This is a genomic window from Ancylothrix sp. D3o (genome assembly GCF_025370775.1).
Taxonomy (GTDB): domain Bacteria; phylum Cyanobacteriota; class Cyanobacteriia; order Cyanobacteriales; family Oscillatoriaceae; genus Ancylothrix.
Genome location: NZ_JAMXEX010000013.1, coordinates 25,928 through 38,878 on the forward strand (window position 1 = coordinate 25,928; position 12,951 = coordinate 38,878).

Annotated in this window: 13 protein-coding genes, 1 tRNA gene and 1 riboswitch; of the genes, 5 read left to right on the forward strand and 9 right to left on the reverse strand. The window is 43.9% G+C overall.

The features are described 5' to 3' along the window. Nucleotides 1-391 precede the first annotated feature (391 nt). Nucleotides 392-1,105, forward strand: a complete 714-nt coding sequence (locus tag NG798_RS19390) for a DUF305 domain-containing protein (protein WP_261225353.1) — start codon at nucleotides 392-394, stop codon at nucleotides 1,103-1,105. A 96-nt stretch (nucleotides 1,106-1,201) separates the two neighbouring features. Next, a complete protein-coding gene (locus tag NG798_RS19395; RefSeq protein ID WP_261225354.1) occupies nucleotides 1,202-1,447 on the forward strand; it encodes a hypothetical protein in 246 nt (81 codons plus the stop codon). On the opposite strand, the gene NG798_RS19400 is transcribed toward NG798_RS19395, so the two are convergent. Continuing rightward, entirely contained in the window at nucleotides 1,433-2,833 is a 1,401-nt protein-coding gene (locus NG798_RS19400) for a hemolysin family protein (protein ID WP_261225355.1), read from the reverse strand. The genes NG798_RS19395 and NG798_RS19400 overlap by 15 nt on opposite strands. A 126-nt stretch (nucleotides 2,834-2,959) precedes the next feature. Then, nucleotides 2,960-3,646 carry a hypothetical protein gene (locus NG798_RS19405; RefSeq protein ID WP_261225356.1) on the reverse strand — a complete coding sequence of 229 codons (687 nt, stop codon included), beginning with the start codon at nucleotides 3,644-3,646 and terminating at the stop codon, nucleotides 2,960-2,962. A 175-nt stretch (nucleotides 3,647-3,821) separates the two neighbouring features. Between NG798_RS19405 and NG798_RS19410 the strand changes: the two genes are divergently transcribed. Next, nucleotides 3,822-3,894: transfer RNA gene (locus NG798_RS19410), tRNA-Ile, on the forward strand. Nucleotides 3,895-3,896: 2 nt separating this feature from the next. On the opposite strand, the gene NG798_RS19415 is transcribed toward NG798_RS19410, so the two are convergent. Both NG798_RS19415 and NG798_RS19420 read right to left on the reverse strand, forming a co-directional pair. Next, on the reverse strand, nucleotides 3,897-4,265 hold the full coding sequence (locus NG798_RS19415) for an HNH endonuclease signature motif containing protein (RefSeq protein WP_261225357.1): 369 nt from the start codon (nucleotides 4,263-4,265) through the stop codon (nucleotides 3,897-3,899). A gap of 205 nt (nucleotides 4,266-4,470) precedes the next feature. Beyond that, nucleotides 4,471-4,908, reverse strand: coding sequence for a hypothetical protein (locus NG798_RS19420; protein WP_261225358.1), 438 nt, complete (start codon nucleotides 4,906-4,908; stop codon nucleotides 4,471-4,473). An 84-nt stretch (nucleotides 4,909-4,992) separates the two neighbouring features. Here NG798_RS19420 and pyrE point away from each other — a divergent pair, with 84 nt between their 5' ends. Next, nucleotides 4,993-5,583: an orotate phosphoribosyltransferase gene (pyrE, locus tag NG798_RS19425; RefSeq protein WP_261225359.1), complete on the forward strand. Its 591-nt coding sequence runs from the start codon at nucleotides 4,993-4,995 to the stop codon at nucleotides 5,581-5,583. A gap of 40 nt (nucleotides 5,584-5,623) precedes the next feature. On the opposite strand, the gene NG798_RS19430 is transcribed toward pyrE, so the two are convergent. From NG798_RS19430 to thiC, 5 genes are all read right to left on the reverse strand, one after another. Beyond that, on the reverse strand, nucleotides 5,624-5,827 hold the full coding sequence (locus NG798_RS19430) for an FAD-dependent oxidoreductase (RefSeq protein ID WP_261225486.1): 204 nt from the start codon (nucleotides 5,825-5,827) through the stop codon (nucleotides 5,624-5,626). 160 nt (nucleotides 5,828-5,987) lie between these two features. Further along, nucleotides 5,988-7,253, reverse strand: a complete 1,266-nt coding sequence (locus tag NG798_RS19435; protein ID WP_261225360.1) for an ATP-grasp domain-containing protein — start codon at nucleotides 7,251-7,253, stop codon at nucleotides 5,988-5,990. A gap of 36 nt (nucleotides 7,254-7,289) precedes the next feature. Then, entirely contained in the window at nucleotides 7,290-8,168 is an 879-nt protein-coding gene (locus NG798_RS19440; RefSeq protein ID WP_261225361.1) for an isoaspartyl peptidase/L-asparaginase family protein, read from the reverse strand. Between the two features lie 327 nt (nucleotides 8,169-8,495). Further along, a complete protein-coding gene (locus tag NG798_RS19445) occupies nucleotides 8,496-8,963 on the reverse strand; it encodes a tellurite resistance TerB family protein (RefSeq protein WP_261225362.1) in 468 nt (155 codons plus the stop codon). Nucleotides 8,964-9,110: 147 nt separating this feature from the next. Then, nucleotides 9,111-10,481: a phosphomethylpyrimidine synthase gene (gene thiC, locus NG798_RS19450; protein WP_261225363.1), complete on the reverse strand. Its 1,371-nt coding sequence runs from the start codon at nucleotides 10,479-10,481 to the stop codon at nucleotides 9,111-9,113. Nucleotides 10,482-10,489: 8 nt separating this feature from the next. Next, a riboswitch (TPP riboswitch) is annotated at nucleotides 10,490-10,587 on the reverse strand. A 656-nt stretch (nucleotides 10,588-11,243) separates the two neighbouring features. On the opposite strand from thiC, the gene NG798_RS19455 reads away from it, so the two are divergent. Further along, entirely contained in the window at nucleotides 11,244-12,920 is a 1,677-nt protein-coding gene (locus tag NG798_RS19455; protein ID WP_261225364.1) for a peptidase M15A, read from the forward strand. Nucleotides 12,921-12,951: the final 31 nt, after the last annotated feature.

Consider the following 12,951-nt stretch of genomic DNA (forward strand, 5'->3'; position numbering starts at 1 on the left):
ACGGTGCAAAGTAAACTAGGGAAAGGCAGCACTTTCATCGTTCAGTTACCGGCTTAAATAAAATTCAATCAGATAGCGGTAGGAAATTTAGCGCCCCAAAAATTTCATCCTAATTTCATTTGTTTGTGCAATCCTTAACTACTGTAGAGTTTTGCAGTTTTCTCTGCTGAAATTCTCCTCGGAGGTGTGCCGGCAAAAAAAATAACCCACACCCTCTTGACTCTCCACCCCACAGGAGAGTTTAACCTAAAAAAACAGGAGTTAAGCACTCCTCAGCTTAGAAACCGGCTTTTTGTATCAAAATCCCATACTGGAGCCTTTAATACTAATAAAAAACAGGTTTCTGGACTCCCAAAATAACCCTATTCATCTCATGGAGCAGCTAAAACTTATGCGACACAATCCTTTAAAAACCAGCTTCTTAACCTTTAGTTTGCTTGCTTTGGCTTCACTAACCGGCCTATCTCTAAGCTCCTGTTCCCAAGATTCTCAAAAAAATTCCACAGTTTCATCTCAACAAAACTCCGCCAAAAATTCTCCTGCTTCTGCTCCTGTGGTTGCCCAAAAAGCCGAGCAGAATAATGCTCATAACATGGAAATGATGAATTTAGGCCCAGCAGATGATAACTATGATTTGCGCTTTATTGATGCGATGATTCCCCACCATCAAGGCGCCGTAGAAATGGCAAATCAACTACAAAAAAATTCCACGCGCCCGGAAATGAAAAAACTTGCTGCTGATATCATCACAGCCCAAGAAAAAGAAATTCAACAAATGCAGCAATGGCGCAAACAATGGTATCCCCAAGCCAACAGCCAAGCCATGATGCACGACAATCATACCGGCCATACTATGCCGATGTCTGATGATATTCACAATAAGATGATGATGCAGATGAATTTAGGCGCAGCAGATTCTGAGTTTGATTTGCGTTTTATTAATGCCATGATTCCTCACCATGAAGGTGCTCTTATAATGGCGCAAGATGTTTTAAATAAGTCGAAACGTCCCGAAATGCGCCAATTGGCTGACGAGATTATTTCATCACAAAAGGCAGAAATTGATCAGATGAAACAATGGCGACAAACCTGGTATAAACAATAATTTAACAACTTATTGTTAGATATGGGTTTCTAAAGTCGTTATCCTCCTCACGAACCGCCGCCGCTTCTTCTTTGTTACTAAAGGATAGTGTCAACAATGGCTAATTTTTATCGTTCTCAACCACCCGGTTTTTGTCAGCCGATTTATTTTTGGCTATTGAGTTTGATGCTATTAACACCGGCAACGGTTTTTGCCCACGTTGGACACGGAGATGAATTTAAAAGTGGCAATAGTCAGACACCAGGAAAACAGCATATTTTCATGTGTAGGGGCAGTGCCACTCTTTGGTACCAGCCCCCTCACGCCGCTACTATCCCCAACCCCTTTTTACTTCTCCCCTAAGCGTTGAATTTGTATTTGGTTTAACCGGGCCCCTCTAGCGGAAATTACCGTAAATTCGAGATTGTTATAAACATAAATTTCGCCAACATTGGGAATTTTTTCCATTTGGTCAATCAGGAAACCTCCCAAAGTTTGATAGTAATTGCTGAGGGGTAAATTGAGCTTTAATTGCTCATTAACTCTTTCTAATTCCAGTTGCGCTTGTACCAAAAATGTGCGTTCATCTAATATTTGGATGCTCGATTTTAGAGTCGGATCTACTTCAATTCGTTCGCCAATAATTTTGGCAAGAATATCATTAATTGTCACTAACCCAACAGTCCCCCCATATTCATCCACCACAATCACAACATAAGCGTGAGAGCGCTGCATGAGTTGCAATAATTCGCGCAGAGGTGTTGATTCTGGTACAAAACGTGCCGGTTTAATCCAGCGCAAAATTTGCGTATCGAGCGTTAAAACACCGGAGCCCAAAGGTTCAGCCAGTTCTTTAAAATCAATCACCCCGCGAATATCATCTAAAGAATCTCCCATCACCGGATAACGAGAATGGCCGGTGGTGACAACTTCCGTAAGTAAATCTCTAAACGTACCATCCAAAGGAAGCGCCGTAACACTAATGCGCGGAATCATCACTTCCGATGCCGCAATATTACCAAATTCAAAAATGTTATTTAAAAGCTCTCTTTCTTCGGCTTTTAAACCTATGGACATCCCCTCACCGGCAATCATAAGCTGTAATTCTTCCGAGGTTATTTGATGATACCAACCAGTGCCGGTGGGGCGAATTCCCACAGAACTTAACAACAAGCGCGTTGATTGATTGAGAATCCAAATAAACGGATTAAAAAACCGAGCAATAGCTAAACTCGGCGTCCCTAAAAATTTAGCAAGTTGTTCAGAATATAACAAAGCTACCGATTTTGGGCAAAGTTCTCCCAAGACAATTTGTAAATAAGCAACCAATAAAAAAGCCAGGGGAATTGCCAACGAATGCGCTAAGGTTTCTGTCGCCGAACGCGAAAATGGGAGTTGAACAATCACACGGGTGACAACAATCGCCATTGTATTTTCGCCCACCCAACCCAGGGCCAAACTTGAAAGAGTGATGCCTAATTGGGTCGTTGAAAGAAGCCGGTCAATGTTGCGCTGTAAATCTTGAACCGTTTTTGCTAAGGGATCGCCGGCATCTGCCAATTGGTTAATCCGAGAACGCCTAACCGAAACTATCGAAAATTCCGCCGTTACAAAAAACGCATTGATGGCAATTAAAACCAACACCGAAACCAAACGTAGCAAAATATCCGTGCCGGTAAAATCCCCAGGCGTTGCCGAACTGCCAAAACAAGCATTTGCCCCTACTATTAAAAAAGCAGAGGCAAGCATCCAATGAAGACAAAAACCCTTTATACGACGCACTGATTTTATACCGTTTTTCTTGATCGCCTGATGTTTGTTTTAGCAAACTCCAAGCAATGCTGGCCTCAATATTTTGCCATCTTTTGCAAGAACTTAGCCGTCGCCAATGGGAATGGCAGCAACTTCGAGTTGTAACTGTTGGGCTGGATAATCGGTGAGTTTAAGAGAAAGTTTTTTAGCTTTTTGTACTAAAGAGCTTGGTATCTTTACAGTGCCAGAAAACGCTTCCCCATTAGCCGGCAATTCTCCGGGTAATCCTTCAGTAGTTGCATTTAAAACTTGACCTTGCTCATCTTTCACTTCCAGCAACGAATACAAAAAGCGAACCGATGAACTGCTTTCATTTTTAAGGCTGAGATTCAGCGTCACTGAATCATCAGAAGATTTCACCTCCGCCACCGACAGCGTAATGCCACCTTGTTGAGCCGTTAAAGGAAAATTGCCTTCGTTTTCTTGAGCAGATTCGTTGCCCTCTTTTGATTTGGGTGTTTCTTTTCCCTCTGACTTTTGCTCATTTTTTTCGGGTTTGGCTCCTTTGCCGCTGGTGATGGCGTCAACTTTTTTGAGAATATCCGCTTCTTTGAGAATCACCATTTCTTCTCGACCGCTTGGAGTGCCTTTGCGGCTGCCAATATTATTGGTGGGGCGAACATCAGGTTGGGTAATGCCTTTAAGCGCTTCACGCCCCAAAGCATAGCCCCAATTGCCGCTCACCATACCGGCACCAAACATCAAAATCAGCAGAACAAAAGTAAGCGCCACAGTTGGATTCAACTTCATGGTTTTAATGGGATCACCAAACAAAAACAGCAGTTGTACAAAAATTAACTTTCATTATAAATTCTAAAGGCAAACGGCCAAGTCGGGATATTTTTTCGCTCGACAGCACTTGTCAAAGGCCGGTGAGTTCTGCTATGCTTATCTCATAGCAAAAATAACTGTTATAGTTAAACAGCGGCAGTTGGCCGAGCGGTTTAGGCGGCGAGCTCATAATTCGTTATAGGCAGGTTCAACTCCTGCACTGCCGATTTTACAAATTCAATAAACCGTTATCTAACTCCCAATGGCAGTTTGGACAAAGCACTGCTATATTGCTTCTGTGATTAACCTCCCCCACCAGAGCGCTCACATCAAAGTCTTTGAGTGCTTGAATGTGGCAAATTTCAACGTGCTTATTGTAACCGCATACTTCACAAGTTCCGATGTTTTGATATAATTTCCGGGCGTGTTCTCTGACTCGACAATATTTACTGGCTTTGTTAGTCTTGCAAATTACGTCGGAGAGTGTTCTATTTCCAAATTCTCTGGCTTGGCGACATTCAGCACAGTAAACATATTTGCGATGGATAGAAACACCGCATTGCTGGCATTTTCCCGATATTTCTCTCTTGGCCGACATCCGATTGTGAAAAGAAGTGGCACAACTCCGCGAACAAAAATGATTAGGGCTTTTTTGAATTTCGCTAATTTTTTTTAAAAAAAGTACGCCACATTGCAAGCATTTGACCTCAACAGGTTTTTCTCTTTTTGCCCTCATTACATTGTCAAATTTATAAAAAACCCCGGCACTCCTCAATAAAGCGCCGGCTTTATTTCAACAAATCTTAAGGCACCATTGGAATCCCAAAATTTAACTGTGTTCCCAACGGACTGCCACCGCCAGAAAAACCCGGTTGTGAGAAAATTGAAGTATTATAAGGATTCGGTAAATCAGGAGTCCGAATCACCGGATCGCTCGACACTTGCTGATTCATAGCATCAACATAAAGATTATGAATCGCTCTACCATCCCGCATAATTTCATTTTCTGTAAACGAATTGCGGAAAATTACCCCAGGGCCCAAAATAAATTTAATTTGCCCCCAAGGTGAACGATTTTGCCAAAAAGGTTTAGCATTGTCATAAAAAGCTTGGTTGAATTCTTCGGCTAGTCTCCCCGATTGAGCCGCGTCTTGAGCTACTGCCGGCTTGCTCATTCCAGCAGCATTCACTACAACACATAAACTCAAAACCCCGATTAAGCATTTAAAAGGCCGGCCCATAAAAAACTCCTCAAATTTTCCCTCTATCTTAGCTCAGCCTATCGTGGCACAATAACAAAAGTCTTAATATTGTGTACCCAATTAATGAACGATCTTTGCGTGGCTAGTGCCGACCTAACAACGCTGCGCCGGCAACTCTTGGATTTATTTTGCAAACTCGCTTACCGCGAAGGCGATTTCCTGCTTTCTTCTGGCCAGCGCAGTTCCTACTACATCAACGGCAAACTGGTAACACTCCATCCCCAAGGTGCTTTAGCCACCGGACGCTTAATTTTATCCATGCTTCCCCAAGATACCGAAGCTGTGGCCGGTTTAACCTTGGGCGCCGATCCTGTGGTAACGGCGGTAAGTGTGGTTTCGGCCTATGAAAACCGGCCTATCCCCGCTTTAATTATCCGCAAAGAAGCCAAAGGACACGGTACCCAAGCTTATATTGAAGGGCCGGTTTTGCCTGCCGGTGCAAAAGTTGTAGTCCTCGAAGATGTCGTCACCACCGGCGCATCTGCCATGAAAGCCGTTGAACGTTTGCGCGATGCCGGTTACACTGCCGATCAAGTTATTTCCCTCATCGACCGGCAACAAGGCGGTGCTGAATTTTATCAATCCGTTGGTTTAAAATTCGAGGCTGTTTTCACCATAACCGACCTTCAAAATCACCTCAAAACTTTAGCGTAATTTTTTTAGGCCGGTTTATTTAAAAAACCGGCTTTCTCAATTACCCCAACAAAGCTTTAATATTTTTTGCTTCCCGCCACCTCGGCAAAAAAGCACCATGAACCGTTGCCGGATAATCGCTAGAAGTTGCCTCTCCAGCAAAAAATAACCGGTTACTCACCGGCTTTGCCAAAGCCTCTCTAGGCGCCATTGTTGCCCCCACCGGCACATAAGAATAAGCCCCAAAAGAAAACCAACCTTGAATTTATTGCATTCTTAAAATCCTCTCCCGATTAGCAATATTATTTACCTCGCAAAAAAACACCCTGTGTAAATCGGCTGCCGGTTTTCGAGGCTGTGGTTGCTCAAACCTTAACCTCTTAACAGCTTTGTTATCAAATAACAACAGCCGGTTTTGTTAAAAATTACCAATCCAATCCCTTCTTGTGTAAATTCTCTTCCGTCGCCTGCATTTGCTCCATCGTTTCTCCTGCAACAATCCCGTAAATTTCGGTGTAAATATTTCCGTACTTTGCTTTTTCTAGGGCAGACAAAATGATAAAATCTTTGCTTTCTAGTTCAGGTTTCAAAGTAGTGAGAATCGATTCCAGCGTCCCAGATATCCGATAATCACTTGAATACTTAGCCACCTGTTTTCCCTCTTTTAATAACCGATGGCGCTGCAAGCAAAGAGGCGTGGAACCATTAACGCGAAAATTGGCATCAATGACATAAAATTGCCCATCTTTATCTTCCAGCACATCGAAACCAATAACCCCGAAATAACCCTGCTTTCTAGCAGACTCACCCATAGCAGCAATCATCTCAAAAAAAGGCGTCAAATCTTGGGAATAGTCAATCACTCCCCCTAAATAATTGCCATCTTCTGTAACAAGTTGACCTGTGGTGCCAATCAACTTTATCTCTCCCTCCTTGCTGACATAAAACTGCACGCAGTAATTCTTTTCAACATCCGCCACGAACTCGGAAATAATGATCGTATCCAGCAATTTTATCTCAAGATATTTCCTGACTTCTTCCAAACAGTAGTTTAAATCGCTGGGGTTTTTAATAATATAAGTGCCTTCTCCTGATAGCCCGTGCGATGTTTTAATTAAATAAGGGAATTGCTCAGGTAAATTAATGCTTTCTAGGCTGACTTCGTGCAAATTGTAGGTTGAGTATTTCGGGCATTGCACCCCCATTTCCGCTAGGCTTGCTTTGCTGAGCAAATGGTAGTGGCTATCCGGATTAACTGCGTGCTTTTCTGGTGCGAGGTTATCAAAGGGAAATAAAGTAATGAGTTTGTCAAACTGCTCACTTTGGCTGAGATCCTCCAGATAAGTTGAGCAGTCTAACATAGCCATACTGGCATCACTAAAACCCAAATATTCCTGCCAGTAATTAATTAACGACTTGGGCGGATCTATAATCACAATCCCCGGAACCTTATCACCCAAAACTGCCAAATTTTTCCAAGGTTCCTTTTGACAAATTTTGTCGAAGGAAGTTTTGGTGGCTTCGCTACTTCCGTCTTGAATAAAGTATTTTTTTCTGTTGGGATAAGCCGCCCATTTGGCAGTCGCGGGGTAATTGAGGATGAATCCATACCGGCCATCGCTGATGTCTTTAGCGAAGAGTTCGGATAAAGAAGCTCCTTCAAAGTAATTAAAGTTCGAGGTGGAATTCATAGAAAAATCGCCGTTAATTTTAATTACAGGGTTAGGTTATTTTTTCTTGGTAAAGGCCGCTATTTCTTCCATGTCTGAGGTTTTATAAGCTACTGCCATGTCAGATGAATTATGAGCCCAGCCTACTCGTCCTTGCTGGTCTAAAAGAATGCAGCCGGCCTCTCCTTTCACTCTGGATTTTAGAACATTAATAGCCATTTCTGCTGCTTCGTCTGGATCTCTATCATCGTTGAGGAAATCAATGGCAGTTTTAGCCAAAACAACTGGGATAATTGACTCACCATCCCCCGTCGTTGAGCAAGCGCCAAGCTGATTATCTGCAAACAAACCAGAACCGACCAATGCAGTATCTCCAACACGACCGGCTGGCTGATTCATGGTACCGCCGGTAGAGGTACCCGCCGCTAAATTGCCGTTGCTATCTAAAGCTACACAGCCAACAGTATTAGGCCGGTCTTTAACCTCTACTTCTTCCTCCCATTCTTCCCGTAGCTCGTCGGCAACTAAATCGTCTTTGTTGCACATCTCAAGGCCATTTTCTACGGCAAACTTTTCTGCATTTCTTGACACCAGCAGCGTTGGTCTTTTATCCATCAATTTTTTCGCTGCTGAAATCGGATGGCGTACACCTTGAACAGCGGCGACCGCTCCCCAGCGTAAATTAGAGCCGTCCATAATCGCCGCGTCTAGTTCTACTTCGCCGTTGGTGTTGAGAACTGAGCCAAAACCGGCATTAAACGTCTGATCTGTTTCCAAAACCTGGATCGCAGCCTCAACTGCTTCTGCGGCTGTACCGCCGTTTTTCAGCACGGCCCAACCAGCCTCGACGGCTGCCGTGCAGCCGACATTGTTGGCGTCTACCTTCTCTTCTGAGATGGTTTTTGCTCCGCCGTGAACAATAATTCCTATTGGCATAAATTTGGTTTTATTCTTTATTTATTGTGGCCGGTATGCTCAACTTAAAAATGTTTTTTCAACCGGCTTCTGTATATTTATTTTTAGCAAATTTGGTTTTTATTTCATCTATCCCCAGACATAAACCAGAGGATGCTGTGATAGCTGGTACGGTGATATTTTCTATTTCTTAAGATTAATTATGAACTCGTTTTTCCGATCCCTCAGCCATCCTAAAAACGCGCTGATTCGAGGGTAGTTGTCATATTTAAAAAAGGGCAGCGAATTAAAATCCTCATCCTCATGCGGTTAAATTTGCCACCCATATAAAAACAAAAAAGAGGCCGTTTATACTTCCTCTTCTTCCTCTTCTTCCTCGGAATAAATTTCCTCTAAAACTGCCTCAATAATCTCTTTAAGTTCCGCCTGGGAATATCCCAAACGCTTACCTAAAGCGCCCACATATTGAACTTCTTCCTTTGCGAGTTCCCCATCTGCTTCCGCCATCAGTACCGCGAGGGTAACGGCATCTTCTGCAAAATCTTCTGGCAGTGCTTCAATTGCAGTATTAAACAAACCACCAAGACTTCCGCTTTCTTGAAGAATAGAGTAAATTTTTTCTGAGCAAGCCTCCACTGCTTTCGTATCTGTAAGTTCTGCACCTTCCATATAAGCAGAGAGCATTTCGATTTCTTCTTCTGAAGGTTTACCGTCTGCAAATATTTGGATAGTCCCCAGAGCAATCAGGGCTTCAATTGGGTTGAGTTCGCCTGCGTATTGTTCTTTACTTGTGATGATTTTATCGTATTTTCCCATTGTCTTTAACTCCTCAACAAATTTTCTCAACCTTAGCACAAGGTTTTTGAAGACAAGGGGATTTTTCCAAATAATTTTATTTTTATTTTCTAAATATTATATGCAGGAGGCCGGTTTAGAAAGGTGGGCTTTGCCCACCCTCCAAATTTAACCTAACACCGGCTCTTTTGCCAAAAACTTCTCTAATTCTTCCAAAGCATCCGCATCAACTTTTGTTTGCATTGGGCAGAATTTCGGGCCACACATCGAACAGAATTCTGCCGTTTTATAGATATCCGCCGGCAGTGTTTCGTCGTGATATTCGCGGGCGCGATCTGGATCAAGAGATAATTCAAACTGACGATTCCAGTCAAAATTATAACGAGCGCGAGACAATTCATCATCGCGATCTCTTGCCCCTTGCCGGTGGCGAGCAATATCAGCAGCGTGGGCCGCAATTTTATAGGCAATTAAGCCATTGCGGACATCTTCAGCATTTGGTAAACCCAGGTGTTCTTTTGGTGTTACATAGCAAAGCATGGCGGTACCATACCAGCCGGCCATTGCTGCACCAATAGCAGAGGTAATATGGTCATAACCGGGAGCAATATCTGTTACCAATGGCCCCAAAACATAGAAAGGTGCTTCTGAGCATTCTTCCATTTGTTTTTTGACATTAAACTCAATTTGATCCATCGGTACATGACCCGGCCCTTCTACCATAACTTGCACGTTATGTTCCCAAGCTTTGCGAGTTAATTTACCGAGGGTTTTCAGTTCGGCAAGTTGGGCTTCATCGGAGGCGTCGTGAGTGCAACCAGGCCGCAAAGAGTCGCCTAAACTAAACGAGACATCATATTTTTTAAAAATTTCGATGATGTCGTTAAAGTGGGTGTAAAGCGGGTTTTGCTTGTGGTGATGCAACATCCATCTTGCAATAATGCCGCCGCCGCGAGACACAATGCCGGTGAGACGATTTTTCACCAAGGGCAGGTATTCTATTAAGATGCCGGCGTGGATAGTCATGTAATCCACACCTTGCTGGGCGTGTTTTTCAATGACGTGCAAAAAGTCATCGGGAGTCAAGTTTTCCATGCGCCCATGTACGCTTTCTAGGGCTTGATAAATTGGTACAGTACCAATCGGAACCGGTGAAGCGTTGATAATGGCGGTGCGAATTTCATCTAGGTTGCCGCCGCCGGTGGACAAGTCCATGACGGTATCTGCGCCATATTTAACAGAGAGGCGAAGTTTTGCCAATTCTTCCTCAATATCAGAAGAATTTGGGGAGGCGCCGATATTTGCATTAACCTTGCAGTTGGAGGCAATGCCAATGCACATCGGTTCTAAGTTGGTGTGGTTGATGTTGGCGGGAATAATCATTCGTCCCCGTGCAACTTCGTCTCGTACTAACTCCACCGGCAAGTTTTCCCGCTTTGCAACATAGTGCATTTCTTCGGTGATGATGCCGGTTCGGGCATAGTGCATTTGTGAAACATTGCTTTGCCCGCGCCGTTTGGCAACCCATTCTGAACGCATATTTTTTTTACCTCGATAAACAGCTTCCCTCCGCCGGTATTACCCGGACTCAGGTTTTAAGGGTTTGTTCTCAGCCCGCTATGTGCGGACACCCCTAGCTCTGATTGAGGATTTTATCACCTTTTTTTGCCAAAAATTCCTAGCCCTCAGCAAATCTTAATTGATCAAATCCCAGAAGTTGGGCCGGCTGCCTGCCTATTTTTCAAAAGATTAAGTTTTGATAAGCTAAATTGACAGAATGATTTAGGGTTTTTAAAACACCGGCCCCTAACAGGAAAATAAATATTTTGACATCAAAATTCCGAAATCAAAAAGTTAGGTGTACTACCTTATAAACTCCATCAAAACCGGCATTTAATATTGATTTTGAGCCGAGGATTTGCTTAGGTTTTTGAGAACAGAGTTGCCAGAAATTATTGGAGATGGGGAAAGGGGCCGGCCCACAAGCTTTTGAGTTGGGGAAGTTGTCAGGCTTGGGGGCGAACAAACTTTTATCGACATGGATATTGAAATCTTTAGGCAATCTCAGTCAGATTTTCCCTAACGGATGTATATTTACAATCACCGGCTTTTTGACAGCTATCATCGGATGAGTGATAGGTTTTGCAGTTTTGCGAGACTCGGAATTCAACTAGCGAACGGCACAACATGGCCTGACGCAGTGGACAAAAGAATTTCCTACCTTGAATCTGCGGGACTATCAAAAGCAGTGGAGGGAAAGCAAAGTGGCAAAAGGCATGGATTTCTATATTGTGAGTTGTTATGGCCCAATCACCCGACCAGCAAAACTATTATTTTCTCAGTGAAGCCGTCCGTACTGGCATTCACAAACCCATCTTGGCTGCACTCTACAAAGCACACAACCAACCGGCCCTCAAAGACGGACAAACCGGCCTGGGCATCTCACCGGCCAACCGAATCCGCCTAGAGCAGCTTAACACCCTAAGCGAACAAATCCAATATGCAGCCAATACCCTCCGCAGCCTCAGCGAAAATCTTTTGCAAAATGGATGGACAGCCTCAGATTTATGGCTGGCAGAAAAAGGACATTATAGTGATAAATTTCTCAAAGCTGTAGCCGGTGGTTACGCACCCGAACCTACAGACATCCATGCTGCTCGCCTGGAAAGCTGCGACGAAAAAAGCTTAATTCAAGCTTATTTGGAAGACCATAAAAAAGACTGCGAAATCGAAAATTACCCGGACTCGCTCGCCTATCTTGATGCGGCATTGCTAACATGGGTAGATAGCATTTCCATGTATTACACCGGCATCCCCAACCAGCGAAACGCTTTAATAGAAGCTGTGCGGATTTGGAGTAGGCTAGATACTCGTGCAGAAGCCGTTACAAAGCTTCCAGAAGTAATAGCAGCATTTAACTTGCCTAACCAAAAAATAGAAGAGGCAACCGGAGATGAATCACACCTCGACCGGCCTTTGCTGCATTTTGCCAGTAAACTCAGAAATAACTTCATCGCCTATCCCCACCAGCGCGAAGCCTTATTGCGAGCCGTACAACTGTGGCGGCAATTAAATTCGCGTAACTCAGCGATTGTCTCACTTAAAACAAACACCTCTGCCGAAGCAGATTTGACAACATTAGACCCGGCTTTAATTGCATTTGTGGGGCGAATTCGGCAGTTTTATTCAGGACAAACCCACCACCGCAACGCCATCACCGAAGCCGTAAGAATTTGGCGAAAACTTGACTCGCGCAAAGCTGCTTTATTAAGTTTAGGAATTAATGCAGAAATTCTGGAAAGCGGAAAATCAGAACGCACAGTTTTAGTTGCCGCAGCGGCACAGCTTGACCGAGAATTACTTGATTTTGTGCGGCGAATTGGCATTGCTTACAACGAGGAAGATCACCAACGAGAAGCCTTGATCAGCTTAGTAAAAATGTGGCGACAACTTCCGGGTAAAGAGCAAGCAATTTCATCGTTATATGAAGACCTCAAACAAATGAACGTGGCGCGGCGTGGCGTAGGAGAAGCGCCGCCGGTACCTGTGGTGATTTTGCCGAAACGGTCTGAACGCTGGACACCGGAAACGTTGCAAATGCACGCGCCGATCATTGCCGATGGCTCCTTTACTTGGGCAGATGCTACAGGGGGAGGGACTCAAATGCCGGTTGATCAAGGCACTGTTGAGGCGATTATGCGTATTGCCAAACAAGCACAATTTGCAAGAGATCGTATTGGTCGGAATTTTCAGATTATAAATTGGTATTGCTCGGATGAAAAAATAGCTGCCGGTGGGGAAAACTATAATCGACACCGGCTCGGAGATGCCATTCAATTTTATTGCGATGGACTCACCGGCAACCAAATTTACTGGTTTTTAGAGCCCTGGTGGTCGGGTGGGTTGGGCCGGTATGGCAACTACCCCTATCTTGTTTACATTGATGCCCGCAACTATCGAGCGCGATGGTTACATTAAAATAGGAAATTAAACCCCACCCACAACCCCC